A 24746-nucleotide genomic window follows, 5' to 3' on the forward strand; every position below is an offset into this window, starting at 1 on the left:
GTTCCAAGGTACGGCGGGGCCGACACGCACGACACCGAGTCAGCCGGACACTCCGCTTCGGGTTTTCCGTAACCGGTCGCAGGTGATTTCCGCCCTATCGAGCGCACGGTCTGCTTCACTGGCTGCATGACAGCCCACGAAGGCGAGCTCCATCGCGCAGGTCTCGGCCAGCGACTGAACTGGTTGCGCGCAGGAGTGCTCGGCGCGAACGACGGCATCGTCTCGGTCGCCTCGCTCGTCGTAGGCGTGGCGGGCGCGACGAGCGACAACGCGGCACTGCTCACCGCGGGAATCGCCGGACTGGTCGGCGGTGCGATCTCGATGGCGCTCGGCGAGTACGTCTCGGTGAGCAGCCAGCGCGACAGCGAACGCGCTCTGATCGCGAAGGAGAGCGAAGAGCTGCGGACCATGCCGACCGCGGAGCTGGCCGAACTCACCGAGCTCTATCGCGATCGCGGTCTCTCCGAGGAGACCGCACGTCAGGTCGCCGAGGAGCTCACCGCCCACGATGCGCTCTCCGCCCACTTGGAGGTCGAGCTCGGCATCGACCAGAACGATCTCGTCAATCCGTGGCATGCGGCGATCTCTTCGGCCGTGTCCTTCACGCTCGGAGCGCTGCTCCCCCTGCTCGCCATCCTGCTGCCGCCGCCGGAGTGGCGTGTGCCGGTCACCTTCGTCGCCGTCATGATCGCCCTCGCGATCACGGGTGCGGTGTCGGCGCGGATCGGCGGTTCCCCGCCCCTGCGAGCGTCGATCCGACTGGTCATCGGCGGGGCGCTCGCTCTCGCCGCGACCTGGCTGATCGGTACCCTCCTCGGCACGACCGGCGTCGTCTGACCGCCGAGCACCTCGTGGGACGACGAAGGGCGGATGCCGCAGCATCCGCCCTTCGGAAATCCGGTTCGACGGTCAGTTCGACATGAACCCGACGAGCAGTCCTCCGGTCACCTTCACGGCGAGGTTGTAGATGCCGGCGACGACGGCGCCGAGCACCGTGACGACGATCAGGTTCAGGATCGCGACAACCGCAGCGAAGGCCATCACCTGCGGCAGGCCGACGACCTCCGACAGCACGAACTCGTTGCCGGTGATTCCGAGCAGGAAGCCCTCAGCGGTGTTCATGACGTTGGTTGCCTGGAGCACCAGGAAGATCAGGAAGAAGGCCACCATCGTGACCACGGCGAGAGCGACCGCTCCGAGGAACGAGAGCTTCACGGCCGACCAGAAGTCGACGTAGACGAGACGCAGGCGAACCTGCTTGCCACTGGTCTTTCGTGTCGACTTCTTCGCCAGCTTGTCGGCCACTGTACTCATGCGTCTGTATCCTCGGGGGTCTCTGTCGTCTCAGGTGCCTGTGTCTCGGCATCCTCCGCATCCGCCTCGTCATCGGCGAGGCCACGCTCGCCATTACGGGCGATGGCGAGGATGCGGTCGGCCTCCGTCGTCCGGGCGAACACCACTCCCATGGTGTCTCGACCCTTGGCGGGGACCTCGGCCACGGCAGAGCGTACCACCTTGCCGCTGGAGAGAACCACCAAGACCTCGTCGTCCTCGGCGACGATCAGACCACCCGCGAGAGTGCCCCGATCGTCGTTCAACTTGGCCACCTTGATGCCCGTTCCACCGCGTCCCTGGACCCGGTATTCCTCGACAGCGGTGCGCTTCGCGTAGCCGCCGTCAGTGACGATGAACACGAACTTCCCGGGGGCGGCGACGGATGCCGACAGCAGGCAGTCCTCGTCGATCTTGAACTTCATGCCGCGCACACCGGCCGTCGCCCGACCCATCGGACGCAGCGCCTCATCGGTCGCCTCGAAGCGCACCGACATGCCGCGACGGCTGATGAGGAGGATGTCGTCCTCGGCGTTCACGAGGAGAGCACTGACGAGCTCGTCCTCGTCGTTGAGGCGGATCGCGATGACGCCGCCCTGACGGTTGGTGTCGTATGCCTCGAGGCGGGTCTTCTTGACCAGACCCTCGCGCGTGGCGAGCACCAGGTAATCGGCTACCTGGTAGTCGCGGATGTCGAGCACCTGAGCGATGCTCTCGTCCGGCTGCAGCGCCAGCAGGTTCGCGACGTGCATGCCCTTGGCGTCGCGCCCGGCCTCCGGCACCTCATAGGTCTTCGCGCGGTAGACGCGACCCTTGTCGGTGAAGAAGAGCAGCCAGTGGTGCGTCGTCGTCACGAAGAAGTGCTCGACGATGTCGTTCGCACGAAGCTGCGCGCCCTTGACGCCCTTGCCGCCGCGGTGCTGGGAGCGGTAGTTGTCGCTGCGCGTGCGCTTGATGTAGCCCTCGCGCGTGACGGTGACGACCATCTCCTCTTCGGCGATGAGGTCTTCCATCGAGACGTCGCCGTCGAAGCCATGCAGGATGTGCGTGCGGCGCTCGTCGCCGAAGCGGTCGACGATTCCGGTCAGCTCTTCGCGGATGATCGTGCGCTGGCGACCCTCGTCGGCCAGGATCGACTTGTAGTCGGTGATCTGAGCCTCGAGCTCGTTCGCCTGGTCGATGATCTTCTGACGCTCGAGTGCAGCCAGTCGGCGCAGCTGCATCTGCAGGATCGCGTCGGCCTGGATCTCGTCGATGTCGAGGAGCTTCTGGAGTCCCTCATTCGCATCGGCCGTGGTCTGCGAACGACGGATGAGGGCGATGACCTCATCGAGCGCGTCGAGCGCCTTCAGGTATCCGCGCAGGATGTGCATGCGCTTCTCGGCCTCGCGCAGACGGTACTCCGTGCGCCGGACGATCACCTCGATCTGGTGCGTGATCCAGTGCGTGATGAAGCCGTCGATCGCGAGGGTGCGCGGCACTCCGTCGACGATCGCGAGCATGTTCGCGCCGAAGTTCTCCTGCAGCTGCGTGTGCTTGTACAGGTTGTTCAGCACGACCTTCGCGACCGCGTCGCGCTTGAGCACGACGACCAGGCGCTGGCCCGTACGGTCGGACGACTCGTCGCGGATGTCGGCGATGCCGGTGATCTTGCCGTCACGGGCGAGGTCGCCGATCTTCACCGCGACGTTGTCGGGGTTGACCTGGTACGGCAGCTCGGTGACGACGAGGCAGGTGCGACCCTGGATCTCTTCGACGTTCACGACCGCGCGCATCGTGATCGATCCGCGGCCGGTGCGGTACGCCTCGTGGATGCCCTTGGTGCCGAGGATCTGCGCGCCGGTCGGGAAGTCCGGACCGGGAACGCGCTGGATCAGACCGTCGAGCAGCTCCTCGCGGGAGATGCCGGGGTTGTCGAGCGCCCAGAGTGCCGCAGCCGAGACCTCGCGCAGGTTGTGCGGCGGGATGTTCGTGGCCATGCCGACCGCGATGCCGACCGATCCGTTGACCAGCAGGTTCGGGAAGCGGGCCGGGAGGACCGTCGGCTCCTGCGTCTGACCGTCGTAGTTGTCGGTGAAGTCGACGGTGTCTTCTTCGATGTCGCGCACCATCTCGAGCGCGAGCGGGGCCATCTTGGTCTCGGTGTATCGGGGAGCCGCGGCGCCCATGTTTCCGGGCGAGCCGAAGTTTCCCTGACCGAGAGCCAGCGGATACCGCAGCGACCACGGCTGCACCAGACGCACGAGGGCGTCGTAGATCGCCGAGTCGCCGTGCGGGTGGTACTGGCCCATGACCTCGCCCACCACACGGGCGCACTTCGAGAACGACTTGTCGGGGCGGAACCCGCCGTCGTACATGCCGTAGATCACACGACGGTGCACCGGCTTGAGGCCGTCGCGCACGTCGGGGAGCGCGCGCCCCACGATGACCGCCATGGCGTAGTCGAGGTAGCTGCGCTGCATCTCGAACTGCAGGTCGACCTGATCGATCTTGCCGTGGTCGTGTTCCGGCTCGGTGCGTTCTTCGTCAGTCATCAATCAATCTCTCTGTCACACATCTGGTCTGAGCCCGGGGGGCGTCAGATGTCGAGGAAGCGGACGTCCTTGGCGTTGCGCTGGATGAAGCTGCGTCGGGACTCGACGTCCTCACCCATCAGCACGCTGAAGATCTCGTCGGCGGCGGCGGCGTCCTCGATGGTGATCTGCTGCAGGGTGCGCGTGGTGTGATCCATCGTCGTCTCCCACAGCTCCTTCGGGTTCATCTCACCGAGACCCTTGTAGCGCTGGATGCCGGCATCCTTCGGGATCCGCTTGCCGTTGTCGAGACCGTGCTTGAGCAGGGCGTCGCGCTCGGAGTCGCTGAACACGTACTCGTGTGCGGAGTTCGACCACTTCAGGCGGTACAGCGGCGGCATCGCGAGGTACACGAAGCCGGCCTCGATGAGTCCGCGCATGTAGCGGAACAGCAGCGTGAGCAGCAGCGTGGTGATGTGCTGACCGTCGACGTCGGCATCCGCCATCAGCACGATCTTGTGATAGCGCGCCTTCTCGATGTCGAACTCTTCGCCGATGCCCGTGCCGAAGGCCTGGATCATCGCCTGGACTTCTTTGTTGCCCAGGGCCTTGTCGAGACGCGCGCGCTCGACGTTGAGGATCTTGCCGCGGAGGGCCAGGATCGCCTGCGTGTGCGGGTCGCGACCCTGCACGGCGGAACCACCGGCCGAGTCACCCTCGACGAGGAAGATCTCGCTGATCGAGGGGTCCTTGCTCGTGCAGTCCTTGAGCTTGTCGGGCATGGCCGCCGACTCGAAGACGCTCTTGCGTCGAGCAGTCTCGCGCGCCTTGCGGGCGGCGAGGCGAGCGGTCGCCGCATCGAGAGCCTTGCGGATGATGTTCTTCGCCTGGACCGGGTTGCGTTCGAACCAGTCTCCGAGCTGATCGCCCACGACCTTCTGCACGAAGGCCTTCGCCTCGGTGTTGCCGAGCTTGGTCTTGGTCTGGCCCTCGAACTGCGGCTCACCCAGCTTGATCGAGATCACCGCCGTGAGACCCTCTCGGACGTCGTCTCCCGAGAGGTTGTCGTCCTTTTCCTTGAGGATGTTGTTCGCGCGGGCGTACTTGTTCACCAGGGTCGTCAACGCAGCACGGAATCCCTCTTCGTGCGTGCCACCCTCATGGGTATTGATCGTGTTCGCGTAGGTGAAGACGTTCTCGGTGTACGAGGTGGTCCACTGCATCGCGACCTCGAGCGAGATCTTGCGCTGCGTGTCCTCGGACTCGAAGGCGATGATCTCGTCGTTCACGACCTCGGCATGGCGCACCTTGTTGAGGTACTCCACATAGTCGACGAGTCCGCGCTCGTAGAAGAAGACGTCACCGGGCTGCTTCGTGATCGTCGAGCCTTCTTCCTCCACCTCATAGGCGGAGGACTCGCGCTCGTCGCGCAGCTCGATGCGCAGCCCCTTGTTGAGGAACGCCATCTGCTGGAAGCGCGTGCGCAGCGTGTCGTAATCGAAGTCGATCGATTCGGTGAAGATGGACTCGTCGGGCCAGAACGTGATGCTGGTTCCGGTCTCGTCGGTCTCCTCGCCCTTCTCGAGCTTCTGCTGCGGGATGCCGCCGTCGGCGAACGAGTGGCGCCAGACGAAGCCCTTCTGCTTGACCTCGACGTCGAAGCGGGTCGACAGCGCGTTCACGACCGAGGAGCCGACGCCGTGCAGACCACCGGAGACGGCGTAGGCGCCGCCGCCGAACTTTCCACCGGCGTGCAGGATCGTCAGCACGACCTCGACCGTCGACTTGTTCGGGTCGGAGGAGTGCGGATCGACCGGGATGCCACGACCGTTGTCGACCACGCGCACGCCGCCGTCGGCGAGCATCGTCACCAAGATCGTGTCGGCGTAACCAGCGAGTGCTTCATCGACCGAGTTGTCGACGATCTCGTAGACCAGGTGGTGCAGACCGCGCGGACCCGTGGATCCGATGTACATACCGGGCCGCTTGCGCACGGCCTCGAGGCCTTCGAGGATCTGGATCGAGTCGGCACCGTACTCGCCGGGCTGCTTGATCTTGGGGGAGATCGTGTTGCTCGTGGTCTCGGAGCCGTCGATGGGGTCGGAGGGTCCCCCGGTGTTCGATTCCGTCTCGTCAGCAGGGGATTCAGGCGTCATCAGAGGGCATTCTCCACATCGATATCACGAACTCCCATTCTAGCGGGGTTTCGTCGGGAAATGCCGCTCAACGGCCGTGTGTGGCCCTCTGAGCGTTGCGGACCCCATTCGTGGTGTCCTACCCGTAAGTGTCGCGCGGACCCCGTCCTGGAACGACTCTGGGACCCCATTTCCAGGAGGGGACGTCCGGCCCGATGAAGCGGAGGTTCTCGACACCCGCATCCGGATACCGCCGTCCGATCTCGGTGAGAATCGTCGCGCGCATGAACTGGAGGTTCTTCGCCCACGCCGTCGAGTCGCACTTCACCGTGAGCAATCCGCGCTCGAGTGAGACCGGTTCCGAGTGCTTCGCGGTGTCGGCGCCGGCCAGATCGGCCCACTGCCGGACCAGGTCCTCGCGGGCGAGCGTGATCTGCCAGCCGGAGTCCCGACTCAGCTTGTCGAGCACCGCGCCGAGTGCACCCGGATCCCGACCCGGAGTGAACGGCGCGTTGTCGTCGTCGGTGACGATGCGGCGCTTGCGCTTCCAGCTCTTCGAACTCGGCTGCAAACCGCGCAGACGCAGGTACGTTCCCACGGTTTCGGGCACCTCGACAGGCGGGGTCGATGCGGCGTCAGTCATCCGCTGCCTCCCGCTCATCGCTGATCGTCCCGGCGTTGATGCGCACCACATGCGCATGCAGCACCTCGGGGATATCCTCCTCCACCGCTGCGGTCACCACCACCTGCTCGTAGCCGGCCGTGAGGGTCGCCAGTCGCTGACGCCGGTCGGCATCGAGTTCGGCGAAGACATCGTCGAGGATCAGGACCGGATCGCCCGCGGGGGATTCGCTGCGCAGCAGCTCGGCCGACGCCAGTCGGAGAGCGAGCGCCACCGACCACGACTCGCCGTGCGAGGCATAACCCTTCACCGGAAGATCGCGCACCCGCAGCACCAGGTCGTCGCGGTGCGGACCGGTGAGCGTGAGCCCTCGATCGATCTCGGTCGACCGTTTCGCCGCCAGCGATGCGCGGAACAACTCGGCGATGTGCTGCTGATCACCGAGCTTGGCGATGGCCGGTGCCTCCTCCGCATCCGTCGCTGCGTCGTCGTCTTCCTCCGGATCAGCGCCGCCGACCGACAACGCCCACTCCAACTGCGGACGATGGTCGGCCCCGGCGATGGCTTCGTACGCGTCGGCCACCGGTTGCTGAAGATCGGCAGCCAACCGCTGCCGCGCCGTGATGATCTCGGATCCCAGTGAGACGAGCTTGTCGTCCCAGACATCGAGTGTGCTCAGCCCTTCTCCGCGGATGCCACGAGCTCTCGCTGACTTGAGCAGAGCATTGCGCTGCTTGAGCACACGGTCATAGTCCGCGAGGACCGCCGAGATGCGAGGAATGCGCTGGATGAGGAGCTGATCCATGAATCGGCGACGCGCAGACGGATCGCCGCGCACGATCTGCAGGTCTTCCGGGGCGAAGAGCACGACATGCGCGTAGCGCGGAAGCTCGTTCGGCTTCGACGGCGAGCCGTTGATGCGGGCCTTGTTCGAGCCCTGCCGGTTCACCTGCACCTCGGCGAGAACGCGCCGTTCGCCGTGCGAGAGTCGCGCACGGATGATCGCGAACTCCTGCCCATCGCGCACCATCGGCGCATCCGACGACACCCGGTGCGAACCGAGAGTGGCGAGGAACACCACCGCCTCAGCCAGATTCGTCTTGCCCTGCCCGTTGCGACCCACCAGCACGTTCGGGCCGCGGTGGAGGGCGAGTTCGGCGGTCGCGTAATTACGGAAATCGACCAGACTCAGGTGCTCCACAATCACGGAGTCAGCCTACCTTCGGGGTCGGACAGTAACTTGTGGGTCGCGGACAGCGACGCACCCTTCGCTCGCAGAACGGGGACCCTCCCGCTTCGCGGGCCCCTCCCGATGCTCGCTCCGGGAGCATCGCCGCCCGCGAGAGTTGCGCCACCCGTGGCCAGGCTGAGATCCGGAACCGTTACGGGACAGGTGCCGCATCGTCTCGCTGCGCTCGACGACTGCGTGTCGTCTTCCCGATCAGCGGAGGAGGAGGTTCGGCTGAAGAAGGTACTTGAACGAGTCGAGACCGGCCTGATCGACCGAGGTCTGGCTCGTGATGAGCACGGGGCTGAGCTTGTTAGCGTTGTCGCTCGACGTGAACGTCACGCGGACGAACTCGCTCTTCACCGCACCGAGCGCCTCGATCAGATACTGCGGGTTCAGGCCGAGCGTGACCTCGTCGCCGCCGGAGAGGATCGCGTCGACCGACTCGGAAGCCCTGGCGTGCTCGCTACCCGAAGCATCCATCGTCACGCTGTCGCTCGAGAACGTGAATCGCAGAGGCGCGGCACGGTCGAGCACGAGCGACACACGCCGGACGGCCTCGACGAGATCAGCGGTGTTGACGACCGCGTAGTGGTCGGTCTGCTCGGGGAAGAGCCGGCGGACGGGCGGGAAGTTGCCCTTGATCAGCAGTGATGTGACGGTCTTGTTGCCGGCGGTGAAGGCGATGATCTCGCGGTCGCCTGCTCCGGAGAAGGCGATCTGAATGGTGCCGGCGTGACCGAAGGTCTTTCCGACCTCGAGCAGCGTGCGTGCCGGAACCAGTGCGGTCGCCTCGACGGATTCGCCGTCCCAGGGCACATCGCGGAGCGAGACACGGTAGCGGTCGGTGGCGACGAGGCTGAGGCTGTGGCCCGACACCTCGAGCTGCACACCCGTGAGCACAGGGGTCACGTCGTCGCGGGAAGCCGCGAAACCGACCTGCGAGATCGCCGTGCCGAAGTCATCCGCAGGGACGACGCCGGATGATCCGCTCACCTCGGGGATCGACGGGTATTCCTCGACCGGCATGGCCGCGAGGGTGAATCGAGCGGAGCCGCAGGTGACGGTGATGCCACCGTCTTCTTCGACCGCGATCTCGATCGGAGCATTCGGAAGGCGGCTGGCGATGTCGGAGAGAAGCCGACCGTGCACGAGGATCGTGCCGGGAGTCTCGACGGTGGCTTCGATGGTCGTACGTGCGGAGGCCTCGTAGTCGAAGGCCGAGAGTGTGAGTCCGGAACCGTCTGCCTCGATCAGCACTCCGGCCAGGATCGGCTGCGGATTGCGCTGCGGCAGAAGCTTGACGACGAACGAGACAGCCTCGCTGAAGACATCGCGGTTGACCTGAAACCTCACTGGTGCTCCCTTGTCGTCGAACTGTGACGCGTTGTCGTCGGCCCTGCCGGTGCAGGGCTTCCCATGCTAGCCCCCAGTCCGGTCTGTTCCCTACGTCGGAGTTCTTGTCGTTCGTTCGACGGTTCTCCCCACCGTCTGGTGATGGGATCGCGCCTTGAAAGACTTAACTCCTTAACGGTGTTAACAGCTGTGGATACTGTGGATAACTCGGTGGATAGCAAGAGCGAGTAAGGAACTACACGCTTGTCAGTTGTGGAATCCCTGAGGAATCCGGGGGTTACGGCCGACTAGGGGTGCGGAGGCTCCCCCAGAGTTATCCACAGGTTTGACCGATTGGCCCACATTCGTCCCGACCTGAGTGACAGTCATCCACAAGTTATCCACATGTGCATAGAGGCATCCTTCCGCGGCCGGGAATGCCTGTCCGGACGCGAAAAGGGGGACTCAGCACCCCTTCGGATGCCGAGTCCCCCTCATGCCCGCGTGTCGCGGCGTCAGCGTCGCCCGAGCTGCGTCGTGATCTCGGTGACCTGGTTGTAGATCGAACGTCGCTCTTTCATGAGCTCACTGATCTTCTTGTACGCGTACATGACGGTGGTGTGGTCACGGTTGCCGAACAGCTGACCGATCTTCGGCAGGGACAGACTGGTGCGCTCACGACAGAGGTACATGGCGATCTGCCGAGCGGTGGCGATCTGCTGCGACCGACTCGAGCCGTAGAGGTCGTCGACCGTGAGCTTGAAGTACTGTGCCGTGGCGGTGATGATGTCCGTCGGCGAGATGATGTTGTCCTCGGCCGTGTCGATGATGTCGCGGAGCACGGTCTGAGCCAGCGAGATGTCGAGTGCCGATCGATTCAGGCTGGCGAACGCCGACACCCGGATCAGGGCTCCCTCGAGCTCACGGATGTTCGACGAGACGACGGTGGCGATGTACTCGAGGACCTCGTCCGGGATGTGCAGTGCCTCGCTCTGCGCCTTCTTCCGAAGGATCGCGATGCGTGTCTCCAGGTCCGGCGCCTGAACGTCGGTGATCAGACCCCATTCGAAGCGGCTGCGCATCCGGTCTTCGAAGCCGGTGAGGTGCTTCGGGGCGACGTCGCTGGTGATCACGACCTGCTTGTTGTGATCGTGAAGCGTGTTGAAGGTGTGGAAGAAGGCTTCCTGCGTCTCCGCCCGCCCCTGCAGGAACTGGATGTCGTCGATCAGGAGGATGTCGACATCGCGGTATCTGGCCTGGAACGCGGCGCCACGGTTGTTCGCGATCGAGTTGATGAAGTCATTGGTGAACTCCTCACTCGAGACGTAGCGAACCTTGACCCCCGCATAGAGGGACTGTGCGTAGTCGCCGATCGCGTGGAGGAGGTGTGTTTTGCCGAGGCCGGAGTCGCCGTAGATGAACAGGGGGTTGTAGGCCTTCGCCGGGGCTTCGGCCACAGCGACGGCTGCCGCGTGGGCGAAGCGGTTGGACTGGCCGATCACGAAGTTGTCGAAGGTGTACTTCGGGTTGAGCCGCGACTCATGGCGCAGCTGTGTCGGCTGCTCCATGGGCGACTCCACGCGGATCTGCTCGTGTCGCCCGAAGTCGCCGACCGCGATCGGAGCCGCCTGCTGCTCGGCGAGCTCGTGGTTGACCACGACTCGATAGGAGGTGACCTCCTCGCCGATGTGCGAGAGCGCCTCCATGATGGGCAGCCGCAGGCGCTTGTTGATCTGCGCGGCGGTGAGGTCGTTCGGCACCTCGAGGTAGAGCGTCGCGGACATGACCCCGGCCGGGACCGCCAGACTCAGAAAGCCTTGTAGCTGGGGAGTGACGCGATCGTCATCGACCAGAAGCTCCTGCACCGTGGTCCAGATGGGGACGTCGGGCTGGGCAGGTGATGACATGACGCTCCGGACGAGGAATCGAGGCGGGGTCGACGTGCTGTGCCCCTGTGGATAACTTAGGATGCCACGGTAGTCACCGCGGCTGTGAACGGCAACCTGCCCTGGAAAATACGCGCGCGTGTTGTGCTCGTCGGGCGCCCGTCGGTTGTGGATAATGGCTGTGCGGTTCGTGCCGGTGTCCGATCACGGAAGCGCGCAGATTTGCTCTGCGCGCCGGTAAGACGTACCCTAAGTCGGTTGACTTATGCCTTTTTCGGCAGTTCCCCATGTCTCCGGTCGAAGTGAATCCGGTGGCAGCATTCCCGGAGTGATTCCATGAGCAAGCGCACCTTCCAGCCCAACAACCGTCGTCGCGCCAAGAAGCACGGCTTCCGTGCCCGCATGCGCACGCGTGCCGGCCGCGGCATCCTCGCTGCCCGCCGTGCGAAGGGCCGCACCGAGCTCTCCGCGTAGTCCACTGTGCTCGCCCGCCCGTATCGGCTGACCCGCGGGAGCGACTACCGTCTGGTCGTTCGACGCGGATCCCGTTGTGGCGGGGCGCGCGTCATCACCTCGGTGCTGACGACGGGCGAGAGCAGGGCCGCGAGGTTCGGATTCATCATCAGCAAGCAGGTAGGCACCGCTGTGGTGCGCAACACCGTGCGTCGGCGACTCAAAGCCGTCTGTGCGGAGTCGCTCCCGCGCGTTCCTGAGGGCACGGATGTCGTCATCCGTGCCCTTCCTGCGTCGGCGACCGCCTCCTTCGCGGAACTGCGCGCCGATGTCGATCGCTGTCTGAGCAGACTCGCGCCGGTGCCGGCCGCGGTGTCGGCATGACCGCTCTGCCGGCCTCGTCCATCGGGACGGCGCACATGCAGTCGCAGGATGTGCTGCGCAGCGTTCCTCTGGTTCCCCGCAATCTGGTGCTGGGGTTCCTCACCGCGTACCGCAAGGTGATCTCCCCGATGTATGGAGATGTCTGTGCGTACTACCCCAGCTGTTCCGCCTACGCTGTAGGTGCGGTGCAGCAGCACGGCGCGGTGAAGGGGGCGATGCTCTCGGCATGGCGCATCCTCCGCTGCAATCCCTGGACCAGCGGTGGCGTCGACGACGTCCGTCCGCATGAACACTTCCGCTACGACCTGACTGCACACGGTTTCGTCGTCCCTTCCCGAAAGGACTGATCGGTGGGTCTTGACCTTCTGCTAGCCAGCTCCACTCCCAGCGACGCCCCCGCTGCAGGTGGGTTCGATCTGCTCGGCACCATCCTCTGGCCGCTGAAGTGGGTGGTCGAGCTGATCCTCGTCGCCTGGCACTGGCTCCTGACGTCTGTCGGTCTCCCTGCGGCATCCGGACTGACCTGGGTGCTGTCGATCGTCGGACTCGTCATCGTCGTCCGTGCTGCGCTGATCCCGCTCTTCGTGAAGCAGATCAAGAGCCAGCGAAAGATGATGGAAATCGCTCCTGAACTGCGAAAAGTTCAGGAGAAGTATCGTGGCAAGAAGGATCAGCTCTCTCGCGAGGCCATGAGCCGCGAGACCATGGGCCTGTACAAGAAGCACGGCACGACACCGATGTCGAGCTGCCTGCCGCTTCTGGTGCAGATGCCGATCTTCTTCTCCCTCTTCAGTGTTCTGAGCGACGTCAAGAAGCATGCGGAGGCAGGCATCGGCGGCGTGGGCTTGATGAGCCCCGAGCTGACGAAGGAGTTCTACGACGCCAAGCTGTTCGGTGTCGCCTCGCTGCACGAGAACCTGGGCAACGCGGTCGACGCGAAGAACACCACGGCGATCGTCATCCTGGTCACCCTCGTCGTGCTCATGATCGCCTCGCAGTTCTTCACGCAGCTGCAGATCATCTCGAAGAACCTGTCACCCGAGGCCAAGACCGGCCAGGCGTACCAGATGCAGAAGATCATGCTCTACGTTCTGCCGCTGGGCTTCATCTTCTCCGGTGTGTTCTTCCCCCTCGGCGTCGTCGTCTACTGGTTCATCTCGAACCTCTGGACCATGGGCCAGCAGTTCCTCGTCATCCGCGAGATGCCGACTCCCGGCTCGGAAGCCGCCAAGGCCCGTGAAGAGCGCCTCGCTCGCAAGGGCAAGGCGCTCGACTCCTCGGGCAAGGTCGTCCCGATGGCCGCGTACGAGGCAGAGCAGCAGCGTCTGCTCGAAGAGGCTGAGAAGGCCAAGGCGGAAGCACCGAAGCGTCAGCAGCCGGTGGGCAAGAAGCGCGCGAAGAAGAAGGGGAGCGGTTCATGAGCGAGACCATGACCGAGAACACTGAGCCGACGGTTGCTCAGCTCGAGAACGAAGGCGATGTCGCGGCCGACTACCTCGAGGAGCTCCTCGATATCGCCGACATCGACGGAGACCTGAATCTCGACGTCCGTCAGGGTCGTGCCTACGTCTCGATCGAAGCCGAGGGCGACGGGCTGTCCCTGCTCTCCGCTCCCGATACCGTGCAGGCGCTGCAGGAGCTGACTCGCCTGGCGGTGCAGAGCAAGACCGGTTCGTTCTCGCGACTCATCCTCGACATCGCCGGTTCGCGCGACACGCGTCGCCGCCAGCTCGAGACCCTCGTCGACGCGGCTGCCGCGAAGCTCGATGAGGGTTCGTCGCAGGCATCGCTGCCCTCCATGTCGAGCTATGAGCGCAAGCTCGTGCACGACATCGCCGCGGAGCGCGGTCTTGTCTCCGAGTCCTACGGCGAAGGCGCCGACCGGCACACGGTCCTCCGCCGTCGTTGATGTTTCACGTGAAACATCGATTTATCGCGCACGCTCATGAGTGAGCTCGAGCAGGAACCCGAGATCTCCGCGGAACTCTTCGGAGATCGCATTGAGGTCGCCCGCGCGTTCACAGAAGCGCTCGCTCGCGAAGGTGAAGAGCGAGGACTCATCGGTCCTCTCGAGCTTCCTCGCCTGTGGACGCGGCACATCCTCAACAGCGTGATCGCCGCACCGCTCTTCCACGGTTCTGTTGCGGACATCGGATCGGGAGCAGGTCTTCCGGGGATCGTCCTCGCTATTGCTCGACCTGATGTGCAGTGGACTCTCGTCGAGCCGATGGAGCGCCGCGTCACCTGGCTGAACGAGCAGGTGTCGGAACTGGGACTGACCAACACAACGGTGCTGCGGGCGCGTGCCGAAGACGTGCCCCCCGCAGCTTTCGACATCGTCACTGCCCGCGCCGTGAGCGCGCTGCGAACTCTGATCCCGATCACTGCACCGCTGGTGCGTGACGGGGGAGAGCTCACTCTGCTCAAGGGCATGAATGCACCGAACGAGATCGAAGCCGCCCAGAAGCAGATCAAGAGGTTCCGCCTCTCCGACGTGCGAGTCGAAGTATTGGGCGAGGGTGTGCTCACGGAGACGACCCGTGTCGTTCGGGCTCGCATCCGCTGAAATTCTCGCATCACGACAGCGGGGTGTTTCACGTGAAACACCCCGCTTCGGATTTTCTGGACACGCTTATCTACACCGATGTTTCACGTGGAACATCGGGGTAGCTGCGTCGTGCCGTCCTTCTTCTCTCGCTTCATGAGGTGACCATCAGGCAGTCACCCTGTGAGCACACAGTGGTGACAGGGCTCACGTTCGAAGGATTGAAGAAGAGGTCGCGGTCCCGGGTGCGGAGTGCGCGTGGACAGTCCCCGTTCGGTTGAGGCATTCCATCCAGAGAGACAGCCGGAACTGGTCTTGTGTGGACGTCGATGGCTGGCAGCCCATCCTCTCGGCTCCGAAGTGTCGGAGCGCCATCTGTGCCCTGTGCGCGCGTTCGGCGTCTCCGCGATCCACGATGTTTCACGTGAAACGGCGCGGTGCGGCGTAGGGAGATGTCCCTGTCCCATGGGGTCATATCCGCATGTCGATCGTGGGCGTGGTGTCGGGGGAGGTAATTGACACCGTGCCGATCGCGACAGAGGGAGGGATGCGCAGGCGATGCCTCCGGCAATTGCGATTGTCGGGCTGCGTGCTTCGAGTCGACCTCGGTATCGGTTGTGTCGGACGGCTCTTCTGAACCGGAGCGCCGCTGGTCGGATAGTGCGCTCCTCGAGCATTAGTGCCGTGTTGATCGCGGGTCTGATGGCGTGGAGACGAGCCTTACCACCGGAAACAGGGGGAGGGGGAGGGATGCGCGGCGAATGCGTGCACGTCGTGCTTAGCCAAGCGGATGTTTCACGTGAAACGGACGTGTCTGCTCGAGAACGCGCAGGATTCTCGCGCGCCGACAAGCGCCAGGGAGCCTCCAAGGCGCCGTTGATCTCTCCGCATTCGTGGCCGCGATCGGGCATGGCCCCGCCCTTCGAACAGCCAACGGGGGTCGCCCCTCTGGCATCGGACTTTTCTCGCTCCGGATCGGCTGAAGGCGGTGAATCGGTCCTTGTTTCACGTGAAACATTGGTCCGGGCCACTCCGCGGTGGGGTCCGGGCCCGCGCACCACCCCGCTGTGGTCTCCACCACAAGCTGATTGTGGGAGTCCGGCCTCGTGGGGCGGCTTTCCCACAAGTGGGCGCACGTAAGCCGGTGTCGCCCGCAGCGATTAGAGTGGAACGCGGCCCCGAAAGGAGTGGATGTTTCACGTGAAACAATCCGAGAAAACATCGGCGAACGAATCGTTCGGGATGGATACGCCGCTCGCGCGGGAGATTGCCGACCTTTCGGCTCGGAGGCGCGCGCTGGAAGCCGCGTCGGTCGAGTTCACGGGTGAGACGCGCGTGCTGACGGTGTCGAACCAGAAAGGCGGCGTCGGTAAGACCACGACGGCCGTGAACGTCGCCTCCGCCCTCGCGGGCCTGGGGGCGAAGGTCCTTGTCATCGACCTCGATCCGCAGGGCAATGCCTCGACCGCGCTGGGTGTTCCGCACAGTGCCGACATCCCCAGCGTTTACGACGTTCTCATCGAGGAGGTCCCCCTCGCTGACATCGTGCAGCCCAGTCCGGAAGACCCGAACCTGTTCTGCGCACCCAGCACCATCCACCTCGCGGGCGCGGAGATCGAACTCGTCGCGCAGGTGGCCCGTGAGCACCGACTGCGTCGCGCACTGGTGGACTACCTCGCCGACAACCCGATGGACTACGTCATCATCGACTGCCCGCCGTCACTGGGTCTGCTCACGATCAACGCCTTCACGGCGGCATCCGAGGTGTTCATCCCGATCCAGTGCGAGTACTACGCACTGGAAGGGCTGAGCCAGCTGCTCGGCAGCATCCAGATGATCCAGAAGCACCTGAATCCCGACCTGCATCTCTCCACCATCCTGCTGACCATGTTCGACGGCCGCACCCGTCTCGCCCAGCAGGTTGCGGAAGAGGTGCGCACGCACTTCCCGGACCAGGTGCTGGAGACGGTGATTCCGCGATCGGTCCGAGTGTCTGAAGCGCCGAGCTTCGGACAGACCGTGATCGCCTATGACGGACAATCCGCCGGTGCCATCGCCTACCGCGAAGCCGCCGTCGAGATCGCATCGCGAACCGCGACGCAGAGCAAGGAGAAATGATGGCCAAGCGCACTGGACTGGGTCGGGGTATCGGAGCCCTGATCCCCACGGCTGATCAGGCGGAGCGTCCCGTCGATGTCTTCTTCCCCGGCGCGAGCCTGCGGCCGGCTGCCGCGGAGGCGACCATCGGGCCGGATGCCGAGGCCCCCGCGCTGGAAGAGGTGCCCGGGATCCATCTGGTCCAGGTGGACCCGAACGCGATCGTCCCGAACCCCCGCCAGCCGCGGACGCACTTCAACCCGGAAGACCTGGCAGAGCTGGTGCACAGCGTGCGCGAGTTCGGAGTGCTGCAGCCCGTGGTCGTTCGCAAGAACACCGAGGGCGAGTATGAGCTGATCATGGGGGAGCGGCGTACCCGCGCTGCTCGTGAGGCAGGACTCGAGACGATTCCCGCCATCGTCCGCGAGACGGCCGATGAGGATCTCCTTCGCGATGCCCTGCTCGAGAACCTGCACCGGTCCGAGCTCAACCCGCTGGAAGAAGCCTCTGCGTACCAGCAGCTTCTGGAGGACTTCGGCATCACTCAGGAGGAGCTGGCCACACGCATCGGCCGCTCGCGTCCCCAGATCAGCAACACGATCCGACTCCTGAAGCTGCCCGTCCCCGTGCAGCAGCGCGTCGCCGCCGGCGTGCTGACCGCCGGCCACGCCCGCGCGATCCTCAGTCTCGAGAATCCCGAATCGATGCAGCGCCTCGCCGACAAGGTCGTGAACGAAGACCTCTCCGTGCGCGCCACGGAAGAGGCCGCCAAGTCGCAGCCCTCGGCCAGCAAGACGACGAAAGCGACTCCCGGAGCACGACGGGCGTACCTCGACGAGGTCGCCGGCAAGCTCGGTGATCGGCTGAACACCCGCGTCAAGATCGCACTCGGCGCACGAAAAGGCCAGGTCACAATCGATTTCGCTTCGATCCAGGACCTCAATCGTATTCTCGAGGAACTCGGCGAGAGCGGCTACGGCTCCGCCAGGTAACACCCACCGTCGTCCGCCCTTCATCTAGACTCGCGTCATCTTGACGTCGAGGGGGAGTCAGTCATGTCCAAAGCATCAGGTCCAGCTGCCATCAAGCGCCGTGTGATCACGGTGAGCATCGCGGCGGCGTTGGGTGGTTTCCTTTTCGGATTCGACACCGCCGTGATCAACGGAGCGGTCGACGCTCTCGCCGGTGACGTCTCCGGCTTCGACCTCGGCACCGCACTGAAGGGCTTCGCCGTCTCGTCGGCCCTCATCGGCTGCGCCGTGGGTGCCTGGTTCGCGGGACCGGTGTCGAACAAGTACGGGCGCATCCCTGTGATGGTGGTCGCCGCGGCGATGTTCTTCATCTCGGCGATCGGATCCGGACTCGCGTTCGGCGTCATCGATCTGATCGTCTGGCGCGTGATCGGCGGCCTCGGAGTCGGCGCGGCATCGGTCATCGCCCCCGCCTACATCGCGGAGGTCTCGCCGGCCGCGGTGCGCGGGCGCCTCGGATCTCTGCAGCAGCTGGCGATCGTGACCGGTATCTTCGCGGCGCTCCTCTCCGACGCGCTGCTCGCCAACCTCGCCGGGGCCGCCGACCAGCCGCTCTGGGGACTCACCGCCTGGCGATGGATGTTCATGGTCGCCGCGATCCCCGCCCTCGTCTACGGGCTCATGTCGCTGCGGCTGCCGGAATCGCCGCGGTATCTGGTGCGCAAGGGCGAATTGGAACGGGCGGCCAAGGTCCTGGAGACCGTCACCGGGACCGTCGACACCGACGCGAAGATCAAGGAGATCACCGGGACGATCAACACGGAGCGATCCGAGTCGCTCCGGGACCTTCGGGGCAACCGCTTCGGGTTGAAGCCGATCGTCTGGATCGGCATCCTGCTCTCGGTGTTCCAGCAGTTCGTCGGCATCAATGTGATCTTCTACTACTCGACGACCCTGTGGCAGTCGGTCGGATTCGACGAGTCGAGCGCTCTGCTCACCTCCGTCATCACGTCGGTGACGAACATTGTCGTGACGATCGTCGCCATCCTGCTGGTCGACAAGATCGGGCGACGGATCATGCTCCTCGTGGGCTCCGTCGGCATGACCGTCACGCTGGGACTCATGGCCGTCGCGTTCTCGTTCGGCACGCTGAATGCCGAGGGCACGGCGACGCTCCCCGACCCGTGGGCGACTGTCGCACTGGTCTGCGCGAACGGCTTCGTGGTGTTCTTCGGCGCGAGCTGGGGTCCTCTGGTCTGGGTGCTGCTGGGCGAGATCTTCCCGAACTCCATCCGCGCCGGTGCTCTCGCGGTGGCCGCGGCAGCGCAGTGGGTCGCGAACTTCTTCATCTCGACCACGTTCCCGGCCTTCGCCGAGATCGGACTCACGTTCGCCTACGGTTTCTACGCGTTCTTCGCGCTCCTGTCGTTCTTCTTCGTGTTCTTCAAGGTTCCCGAGACCAAGGGCAAAGAGCTCGAGGAGATGACCGAGAACATGAAGGTCGTGCGACGCGGGCGCCCGCAGCAGACGTAGGCTTGTTGCATGACCGAGTCCGTTCAGCGCCGCGCCAGCCTGGAAGTGCTGCGCGCGGAGGCCGCCGACGAACTCGCGGTTCTCATCCAGGAGCGACTCCTCGGCGGGGAAGACCCCTGGGAGTTCATGGAGGAGTTGCCGAGCGTCGACGAGTTAGTCGTCTATCTTCTGCGGGCCGACAACATCAACGCGAACGACGGAGTGCGCCCCAACGCCGCTCGGCACTACCGTGTGCTGCGTCAGATCGCACTGGAGTACCCCGAGCTCACCTCGGCCGTCTGGGGGCTTCTCGACGAGAAGCAGCGCCACCGACGCTGGGACCCCAGCGTCGCCGACGCCTCCTGACCGCCTGAGGACACGAAAAGGCCGCCACCCCCGGGGGATGGCGGCCTTTCGACGTCAGAGGATCAGCCGATGAATGCGGCGAGGTCCTTCTCGAGCGCGAACTTCGGCTTCGCACCGATGATGGTCGTCTTGACCTCACCACCGTGGAAGACCTTCATCGCCGGGATCGACGTGATCTGATACTTCATCGCCAGCTCGGGGTTCTCGTCGACGTTGAGCTTGAGGATGGTGATCTTGTCGGGGTTGTCGGCCTGGATCTCGTCCAGAACCGGCGCGACCATGCGACACGGACCACACCACTCAGCCCAGAAGTCCACCAGCACCGGACCGTCGGCCTGCAGAACGTCCTGCTCCCAGGTCGCCTGGCTCGTAGCCTTTGCACTCATCAGAGTTCTCCTTGATTGGGGTTCGCCTGCTACAACAGCAGACGAGCGAAAAGTGTTCCCGCCGCCTCAGGCGACGATGATCTCGGCGGCCTCTGCGGCCGGAACCTCGACCGAGGCATCCTCGAGATCCGCGAGGAAGTGCTCCGCATCCAGGGCCGCGATCGTTCCGGTGCCGGCAGCCGTGATGGCCTGGCGGTAGGTCGGGTCGATCACGTCGCCGGCGGCGAACACACCGGGAACCGAGGTCTTCGACGAGCGGCCGTCGACCCAGATGGTGCCCTCGGGCGTCAGCTCGAGTTTGTCGTGCACGAGGTGCGTGCGCGGGTCGTTGCCGATCGCGATGAAGAGTCCGTCGATGGGAAGGTCGCTGAGCGTGCCGTCGATCGTGTTGCGCAGCTGCACACCGGAGACGGAGTCGCCACCGAGCACCTCGGCGACCTCGCTGTTCCACACGAACTCGATCTTCTCGTTCGCGAACGCGCGCTCCTGCATGATCTTCGAGGCCCGCAGGGTGTCCTTGCGGTGGATCACGTAGACCTTCGAGGCGAAACGGGTGAGGAACGTGGCCTCTTCCATCGCGGAGTCGCCACCGCCGACGACGGCGATCGTCTTCTCGCGGAAGAAGAAACCGTCGCAGGTGGCGCACCAGGAGACGCCGTAGCCGGAGAGGCGCTCCTCGCCGGCGATGTCGAGTTTGCGGTACGCCGAGCCGGTGGCGTAGATCAGCGACTGGGTCTCGTGCACCGCACCGGAGCCGAGCGTGACCGTCTTGACGGGGCCGGCGAGGTCGAGTTCGGTGACGTCGTCGTAGAGGACCTCGGTACCGAACTTCTCGGCCTGCTCCTGGAACTTCGCCATCAGCTCAGGACCCTGGATGCCCTCGGGGAAGCCCGGGTAGTTCTCGACCTCGGTGGTGTTCATGAGCTCGCCGCCGACCTCGACCGAACTCGCGATGAGCAGCGGCTTGAGGTTCGCCCTGGCCGCGTAGATGGCAGCCGTGAATCCGGCGGGGCCGGAGCCGATGATGATGACCTGACGCATGTGCTCTCCGTCTTAGAAACTGCGGTCGAATGACCTTCGACTGCTTCAACCCATGGTAACCGCGGGGCATTCCCTCAGCAGTGTGCGCCACCGGGCTGGGAGACGCCTCCGTGCGCGGATCAGCGGCCGGGCAGGAAACGGCGCACGAGGCCGCCGGCCGCCTTGAGCTCCGGGGCGCGCATGAGGGCGAGGATCGCGACGTAGACGACCACGACCGTGAGGCCGATGATCGCGGTCGCGAGAGTCGCCGGGATGACACCCGACGTCGCCCACCCGGCAGTGCCGCCCAGAAGCAGGTAGACGCCCCAACCGGCGAAGCCGGCGGGGATTCCCGCCACGGCGAAGCGCAGGATGGCGAGCATCCAGGATGCCACGCCGAGGCCGCCGATCTTCCGGTGCAGCAGCCAGGTGGCGACGATCGTCTGCAGGGTGCTCGCGATGGACTGGCCGAGCGCCACGGCTGCGGCGAGCTGGGTCAGCGGGATCACGTCTGCGGCGAGAAGCCCGGCGGCGGCCAGGGCGGTGATCACGATGAGCACGCACTGGAAGATCGTGAACCAGAACGGCGTGCGGGTGTCGTCATAGGCGTAGAACGTGCGCTGGACGATGAACAGGATTGTGAGCGGGATCAGGCTGATCAGGTAGCAGAGCAGAACCAGGGCGGCGCCCTGTGCATCGGGTGCGCTCTCGGTGAAGACGCGTGAGGCGGGAATTGCGGCGGCGGCGACTGCCGCGACGGCGGCGACGATGAAGAACAGAAGTGTGCGGATGCTGCGGGAGATGTCTCCGCGCACCTCGTCGTGACGACCCGCTGCCGCATGCTCGCTGATCTGCGTGAAGTATGGCGTCCCGATCGAGAGCACGATCACCGAGTACGGCAGCATGAAGATCAGCCAGGCATTGCCGGTGACGGCGAGCGAGGCACCCGATTCGGAGGCGGCACTGACGATCCGCCCCTGAAGGATCCCTGCAGCGAGCGATGCGAAGGCCATCAGGAAGGTCCAGCCAGCGAGTCTTCCGACACCTCCCAACCCGACGCCGCGCCAGTGGAAGTCCGGGCGGAGCGAGAGACCGGTGCGCCGCCAGAACAGCAGGAGGACCAGGGCCTGCACGGCGATGCCGAGGGTCGCGGTCCCACCGAGCGCGGCGATCATGTCCGGTGTCCAATCCCCAGCACTTCGGGATACGGGCGAGAACACCCATCCCAGCAGGAGGAAGCCGATGATCGAGACGATGTTGTTGATGACGGGGGCCCAGGTGAACGGGCCGAAGATGCGACGGGCGTTCAACGCCTCTCCGAGGAGCGCATAGAGGCCGTAGAACAGGATCTGCGGAAGACACCAGTATGCGAGTGCTGTCGCAAGTGCCTGGGTCGTGGGCGGGAGACCACCCGCGACGAGCTGGATCAGCCAAGGGGCGGCGATCGTCGCGACTGCGGTGACGGCGACGAGCACGACCGTCCCGAGCGTGAAGAGCTTCGAGATGAACGCGTTGCCGCCGTCGGCATCCGCGGCGGCTTTCACGATCTGCGGCACGATCACGGCCGTGAGGATGCCGACCGAGATGAGCGAGAAGACGCTGTTGGGCAGCGTGTTCGCGGCGGCGAAAGCATCGGCGGGACCCGACTTGTAGGAGCCGATCACTCCGACGAGGACGATACTGCGCAGCAGGCCGGTGAGACGGGAGACGAGGGTGCCGGCGCCGATGACGGCGCTCGCGCGGCCGAGGCTACTCACGCGGGTCTTCTGTCGTGGTGGCATCCGGGCGGGCTTCCACGGCATCCTCTTCTTCCAGGGCTTCGATCTGCGCTTCGACGGCCGACTCCTCGGCTGTTTCACGGCGCTTGCGGCGCACGGTGCGGATCACACCGAGCGCGATCAGCAGCACGATGATGCCGCCAAGGACGACGAGTCCGATCGTCTCCCACTCCGCACGCACCGCGACCCTGAGCGTCTGATCGCCCTGGATCTGCACGCCCGTGGGGCTGTAGAGACTGAGCCGGAGGTCGACCTCGCCGCTGCCCACGCGAGCCGACACCGGAACCTTGATGCGGGTCGTGGACCGGGCCTGCACGATCGTCTCGTCCGGGGACCTGACCTCGAGACGCGGATCCGTCGGCGAGACGAAGAGTTGCACCGTCACGGGCCACGGCAGGTCGTTGCGCACCGCGATCGGCAGATCGGCGTTCGCCGTGAGCAGTTGGATGGTGCTGGACGGGGGGATGTTGACCGCGTCGAGCGTGGCGCTCGTCTGTGCCTGATGATCCGCGAAACCCTCGGCGAACGCGGCGGCCGATGTTCCGACCGACAGCGTGCGTAGGATCCGGATGCGTTCGGGGCTGAGCAGCACCTGGGGGTCGGCGAGGATCGACGAGAACGCGGTGAGCCGGGACTCATCGGCGAGGAGTGTCGTCACGGCGGCGGATCGCGCAGCATCCGGCTCCCCGGTGACGGTCGCCGCGGCGGGCGGGGTCGCCCGGAGCGTCGCGAGCTCGAACCCGGCGGAGTCGGCGGCGGTGATCGCGTCGCGCAGCGCGTCGGAGGAGCGGTTCTCGTCTCGGTCCAGGCCGATGAGCAGGGGAGCGGTGGGGGCGGCACGCTGTGCCAGCTGGAGGAGGGCGGCCGCCTCGGCGAGAAGTCGCTGGCGGTCGGCGGGATTCCGCGCCGCCGCCACCCGCGAGAGCACGTCGGAGGTCGCGGCATCCGTGACCAGGAGGTCGTTGCCGCCGGCTGTCGCATGAGCCGTGCTCTGTCCGCCGACCGCCGTCGAGGAGACGATCGTCGTGGTGTCGGCGCCCACGTAGCCGGCGAAGGCGGTCAGGTCGGCGGAGGTGGGGGTCTGCGGCCACAGGATGTGCGGCAGAGCGCCGTCGATCGCCGTGAGCTCGTCATCGCTGGGGAGTGCCGGAGACTCCGTGGCGCTCGGGGTCGGACCGGGTGTCGCATCAGGCGCATCGGTCGGTGCGGCGGTTGCCGGGACTCCCGGGAAGTTCGCGGGATCGAGCAATGGGGTGAGAGCCCGGGGCTGCAGCAGCTCGGGCAGGCCCGCCTGCGCCTGCGCCGTCGCATCCGCATCACCGAACTGCAGCGCGAAACGCGCGTTCGGGAGGTTGTCGAGTCGTGTGAGCCAGTCGCGGGCGGTCTCCGGGGCGGCGGTGCCGAGCGCCCGGATCGCGGCGGGGATGGACGGATCGATGGCCAGCACGGCGGTCGTCCCAGCGACGCCGTCGAGCTGCGCGGTCAGGGCTCCTTCGGGAGCGGTGAGCTCCGAGAGCTCGGCGGCCGTCAGCAGTGCGCCGCCTTCCGGCGTCGCTGTGACGGGAACGAGCACCCCGACCTGCGCGGTCTGGGGGGCGGCGATCACCAGCACACTCGTCGCGGTCGCATCCACGGCCTCGGCGTCTGCGGCATCGCCGGTCGAGGCCGTGAGTTCCGCGCGCAGCGGGTAGACGCCGGGCGCGAGGTCACCCAGGGTCGCCTCGGACACGAAGATCGTGGTCGTCGCCGACGCACCGCCATCGATCGGGTCGGTGTCTTCGGCGCCGATGGAGGCGAACGAACCTGTCGCCTCGCCGTCGTCGAGCCAGGTGGAGACGGCCGCAGCATCGGTGAGCGGGATGCGATTGAGTTCGACCTCGACCTGACCCGTGGTGAGTGCCGAGTCGGTGGCGTTCTCCACGGTGACGATCGCCGACGTGGACGACCCCGGTGCGACGAGCCCGCGAAGGCCGGCCGAGACATGCAGCTCGACGCTCTTCTCGTCGTCGGATTGCGCCTGATCGGCGGCGACCGCGGCGCTCGGTGCGACGAACGCACAGCCGCTCACTGCGATCGCGAGAACAGCGGTCGCTCCTGCGAGCCGTCGCAGGCGCGCACGGAGGCCGATGTCGGGGGTGATCGCGGTCATGAAGGTCTTCCTCGAACGCCCGGGAAGAGGCTGC

General features: G+C 65.5%; 22 protein-coding genes. 11 read left to right on the top strand and 11 right to left on the bottom strand.

Translation table 11 applies throughout. The features are described from left to right. Positions 1-126 precede the first annotated feature (126 nt). Complete coding sequence (locus J7E45_RS10205) at positions 127-837, top strand: VIT family protein (RefSeq protein ID WP_167635299.1); 711 nt, start codon at positions 127-129, stop codon at positions 835-837. A gap of 72 nt (positions 838-909) precedes the next feature. Here the strand turns inward: J7E45_RS10205 and J7E45_RS10210 are convergent, their stop codons facing one another. The 7 genes from J7E45_RS10210 to dnaA all read right to left on the bottom strand — a co-directional run bounded on the left by J7E45_RS10210 (position 910) and on the right by dnaA (position 11072). Continuing rightward, entirely contained in the window at positions 910-1314 is a 405-nt protein-coding gene (locus J7E45_RS10210) for a DUF3566 domain-containing protein (RefSeq protein WP_091028070.1), read from the bottom strand. Beyond that, complete coding sequence (gyrA, locus tag J7E45_RS10215) at positions 1311-3866, bottom strand: DNA gyrase subunit A (protein WP_215068955.1); 2556 nt, start codon at positions 3864-3866, stop codon at positions 1311-1313. Before gyrA ends, J7E45_RS10210 begins: the two co-directional genes overlap by 4 nt. Positions 3867-3910: 44 nt before the next feature. Beyond that, positions 3911-6001 (bottom strand): DNA topoisomerase (ATP-hydrolyzing) subunit B, encoded by a 2091-nt coding sequence (gyrB, locus tag J7E45_RS10220; RefSeq protein ID WP_205829377.1) that lies wholly within the window; start codon positions 5999-6001, stop codon positions 3911-3913. Between the two features lie 118 nt (positions 6002-6119). Continuing rightward, a complete protein-coding gene (locus tag J7E45_RS10225) occupies positions 6120-6623 on the bottom strand; it encodes a DUF721 domain-containing protein (protein ID WP_029264204.1) in 504 nt (167 codons plus the stop codon). Beyond that, entirely contained in the window at positions 6616-7809 is a 1194-nt protein-coding gene (recF, locus tag J7E45_RS10230; protein ID WP_029264205.1) for a DNA replication/repair protein RecF, read from the bottom strand. Before recF ends, J7E45_RS10225 begins: the two co-directional genes overlap by 8 nt. 234 nt (positions 7810-8043) lie before the next feature. Beyond that, positions 8044-9186: a DNA polymerase III subunit beta gene (gene dnaN / locus J7E45_RS10235; RefSeq protein WP_091028059.1), complete on the bottom strand. Its 1143-nt coding sequence runs from the start codon at positions 9184-9186 to the stop codon at positions 8044-8046. 494 nt (positions 9187-9680) lie between these two features. Further along, entirely contained in the window at positions 9681-11072 is a 1392-nt protein-coding gene (gene dnaA / locus J7E45_RS10240; protein ID WP_215068957.1) for a chromosomal replication initiator protein DnaA, read from the bottom strand. 315 nt (positions 11073-11387) lie between these two features. On the opposite strand from dnaA, the gene rpmH reads away from it, so the two are divergent. The 10 genes from rpmH (at position 11388) to J7E45_RS10290 (ending at position 19379) form a co-directional block, all read left to right on the top strand. After that, a complete protein-coding gene (rpmH, locus tag J7E45_RS10245) occupies positions 11388-11525 on the top strand; it encodes a 50S ribosomal protein L34 (protein ID WP_013584598.1) in 138 nt (45 codons plus the stop codon). Positions 11526-11531: 6 nt separating this feature from the next. Beyond that, positions 11532-11888, top strand: a complete 357-nt coding sequence (rnpA, locus tag J7E45_RS10250) for a ribonuclease P protein component (protein ID WP_215068959.1) — start codon at positions 11532-11534, stop codon at positions 11886-11888. Then, positions 11885-12235, top strand: coding sequence for a membrane protein insertion efficiency factor YidD (gene yidD / locus J7E45_RS10255; RefSeq protein ID WP_167635302.1), 351 nt, complete (start codon positions 11885-11887; stop codon positions 12233-12235). Before rnpA ends, yidD begins: the two co-directional genes overlap by 4 nt. Before the next feature lie 3 nt (positions 12236-12238). Next, positions 12239-13309, top strand: coding sequence for a membrane protein insertase YidC (gene yidC, locus J7E45_RS10260; RefSeq protein ID WP_091028046.1), 1071 nt, complete (start codon positions 12239-12241; stop codon positions 13307-13309). Beyond that, complete coding sequence (locus J7E45_RS10265; RefSeq protein WP_091028043.1) at positions 13306-13797, top strand: R3H domain-containing nucleic acid-binding protein; 492 nt, start codon at positions 13306-13308, stop codon at positions 13795-13797. Before yidC ends, J7E45_RS10265 begins: the two co-directional genes overlap by 4 nt. A 36-nt stretch (positions 13798-13833) precedes the next feature. Beyond that, a complete protein-coding gene (rsmG, locus tag J7E45_RS10270) occupies positions 13834-14454 on the top strand; it encodes a 16S rRNA (guanine(527)-N(7))-methyltransferase RsmG (RefSeq protein WP_215068960.1) in 621 nt (206 codons plus the stop codon). 1221 nt (positions 14455-15675) lie between these two features. Then, entirely contained in the window at positions 15676-16551 is an 876-nt protein-coding gene (locus J7E45_RS10275) for a ParA family protein (protein WP_237682582.1), read from the top strand. Next, entirely contained in the window at positions 16551-17522 is a 972-nt protein-coding gene (locus tag J7E45_RS10280; RefSeq protein ID WP_215068961.1) for a ParB/RepB/Spo0J family partition protein, read from the top strand. Before J7E45_RS10275 ends, J7E45_RS10280 begins: the two co-directional genes overlap by 1 nt. Positions 17523-17585: 63 nt before the next feature. After that, a complete protein-coding gene (locus J7E45_RS10285; protein ID WP_215068962.1) occupies positions 17586-19034 on the top strand; it encodes a sugar porter family MFS transporter in 1449 nt (482 codons plus the stop codon). A 9-nt stretch (positions 19035-19043) separates the two neighbouring features. Further along, entirely contained in the window at positions 19044-19379 is a 336-nt protein-coding gene (locus tag J7E45_RS10290; protein ID WP_017829903.1) for a hypothetical protein, read from the top strand. A 62-nt stretch (positions 19380-19441) separates the two neighbouring features. Here J7E45_RS10290 and trxA read toward each other — a convergent pair whose 3' ends face one another. The 4 genes from trxA to J7E45_RS10310 all read right to left on the bottom strand — a co-directional run bounded on the left by trxA (position 19442) and on the right by J7E45_RS10310 (position 24712). After that, complete coding sequence (gene trxA / locus J7E45_RS10295; protein WP_021201395.1) at positions 19442-19765, bottom strand: thioredoxin; 324 nt, start codon at positions 19763-19765, stop codon at positions 19442-19444. Positions 19766-19831: 66 nt separating this feature from the next. Next, positions 19832-20806 carry a thioredoxin-disulfide reductase gene (trxB, locus tag J7E45_RS10300; RefSeq protein WP_091028028.1) on the bottom strand — a complete coding sequence of 325 codons (975 nt, stop codon included), beginning with the start codon at positions 20804-20806 and terminating at the stop codon, positions 19832-19834. Positions 20807-20925: 119 nt separating this feature from the next. Beyond that, complete coding sequence (murJ, locus tag J7E45_RS10305; protein ID WP_215068963.1) at positions 20926-22542, bottom strand: murein biosynthesis integral membrane protein MurJ; 1617 nt, start codon at positions 22540-22542, stop codon at positions 20926-20928. Continuing rightward, complete coding sequence (locus J7E45_RS10310; RefSeq protein WP_215068965.1) at positions 22535-24712, bottom strand: DUF6049 family protein; 2178 nt, start codon at positions 24710-24712, stop codon at positions 22535-22537. Before J7E45_RS10310 ends, murJ begins: the two co-directional genes overlap by 8 nt. Positions 24713-24746 lie beyond the last annotated feature (34 nt).

It is taken from the genome of Microbacterium sp. ISL-59 (assembly GCF_018613945.1).
In the GTDB taxonomy this organism is placed as follows: domain Bacteria; phylum Actinomycetota; class Actinomycetes; order Actinomycetales; family Microbacteriaceae; genus Microbacterium; species Microbacterium oxydans_B.

Coding starts and splice junctions, on each gene's coding strand:
- yidD (WP_167635302.1), top strand. CDS start 11,885: ATGACCGCTCTGCCGGCCTCGTCCATCGGGACGGCGCACATGCAGTCG.
- J7E45_RS10205 (WP_167635299.1), top strand. CDS start 127: ATGACAGCCCACGAAGGCGAGCTCCATCGCGCAGGTCTCGGCCAGCGA.
- J7E45_RS10225 (WP_029264204.1), bottom strand. CDS start 6,623: ATGACTGACGCCGCATCGACCCCGCCTGTCGAGGTGCCCGAAACCGTG.
- J7E45_RS10265 (WP_091028043.1), top strand. CDS start 13,306: ATGAGCGAGACCATGACCGAGAACACTGAGCCGACGGTTGCTCAGCTC.
- J7E45_RS10285 (WP_215068962.1), top strand. CDS start 17,586: ATGTCCAAAGCATCAGGTCCAGCTGCCATCAAGCGCCGTGTGATCACG.
- J7E45_RS10310 (WP_215068965.1), bottom strand. CDS start 24,712: ATGACCGCGATCACCCCCGACATCGGCCTCCGTGCGCGCCTGCGACGG.
- J7E45_RS10280 (WP_215068961.1), top strand. CDS start 16,551: ATGGCCAAGCGCACTGGACTGGGTCGGGGTATCGGAGCCCTGATCCCC.
- J7E45_RS10290 (WP_017829903.1), top strand. CDS start 19,044: ATGACCGAGTCCGTTCAGCGCCGCGCCAGCCTGGAAGTGCTGCGCGCG.
- trxB (WP_091028028.1), bottom strand. CDS start 20,806: ATGCGTCAGGTCATCATCATCGGCTCCGGCCCCGCCGGATTCACGGCT.
- gyrA (WP_215068955.1), bottom strand. CDS start 3,866: ATGACTGACGAAGAACGCACCGAGCCGGAACACGACCACGGCAAGATC.
- rpmH (WP_013584598.1), top strand. CDS start 11,388: ATGAGCAAGCGCACCTTCCAGCCCAACAACCGTCGTCGCGCCAAGAAG.
- rsmG (WP_215068960.1), top strand. CDS start 13,834: ATGAGTGAGCTCGAGCAGGAACCCGAGATCTCCGCGGAACTCTTCGGA.
- trxA (WP_021201395.1), bottom strand. CDS start 19,765: ATGAGTGCAAAGGCTACGAGCCAGGCGACCTGGGAGCAGGACGTTCTG.
- J7E45_RS10210 (WP_091028070.1), bottom strand. CDS start 1,314: ATGAGTACAGTGGCCGACAAGCTGGCGAAGAAGTCGACACGAAAGACC.
- J7E45_RS10275 (WP_237682582.1), top strand. CDS start 15,676: ATGGATACGCCGCTCGCGCGGGAGATTGCCGACCTTTCGGCTCGGAGG.
- gyrB (WP_205829377.1), bottom strand. CDS start 6,001: ATGACGCCTGAATCCCCTGCTGACGAGACGGAATCGAACACCGGGGGA.
- dnaA (WP_215068957.1), bottom strand. CDS start 11,072: ATGTCATCACCTGCCCAGCCCGACGTCCCCATCTGGACCACGGTGCAG.